Annotated in this window: 1 protein-coding gene; it reads right to left on the reverse strand. The window is 37.2% G+C overall.

The genetic code is table 11. From position 1 onward, the window contains the following. Positions 1–7: 7 nt before the first annotated feature. Positions 8–628, reverse strand: coding sequence for a M48 family metallopeptidase (locus NCY30_RS14970; RefSeq protein WP_173819458.1), 621 nt, complete (start codon positions 626–628; stop codon positions 8–10). Positions 629–698 lie beyond the last annotated feature (70 nt).

Consider the following 698-nt stretch of genomic DNA (forward strand, 5'->3'; position numbering starts at 1 on the left):
TTCTTTCTTATTCTATATGATACTCCCTTAGTTTTTTCCTGCGTTCCTTATAATCCGGCATATACTTCTCTACCACATTCCAAAATGCATTCGAATGGTTCATCTCTTTTCTATGTGCCAGTTCATGCACCACTACATAATCAACCAGTTCTTCCGGCACAAATAACAACCGATTATTAAAATTCAGATTTCCATTGCTGCTACAACTTCCCCATCGTGTTTTCTGATTACGCATAGATATCCTTCCATATGTAACACCCATTATTTTTGCATAATATTCAACTTGCCTTTCTATATATTGTCTGATCTTCGCTTTTCCTTCTTTCGTTTCGACCGGTGGAAGAATCTTCGACGGATCTACCGCATTCGCCCCACGTTTCTTTCTTTCTCCAAACTCTCCTGCCACATCATCCTGATTGTTTCCAGCCAGGCTCCATTCCTGCCGCTTTCTGATAATCCACGCTTCATGTTCCCGGATAAATCTTTCTATAATCTCTCTTGGTGCCCGCATTGGAACTCTTGCATTTACTGTACCATCATATTTCACTTCTAACCCTAGTGTTTTCCTTTTTGATCGTATAATCGGAATCTCTATTGTTTCATTATCCGTTTGTAAAATATATTTCATCTTTTTATCCCTTTTTGCATCTTATTATCAAACTATTTTTAATACTTTTTTAATCCGCATTAAGCATTAT

This window comes from Dorea sp. MB18-49 (genome assembly GCF_023669465.1).
Classification (GTDB): domain Bacteria; phylum Bacillota; class Clostridia; order Lachnospirales; family Lachnospiraceae; genus Dorea_A; species Dorea_A longicatena.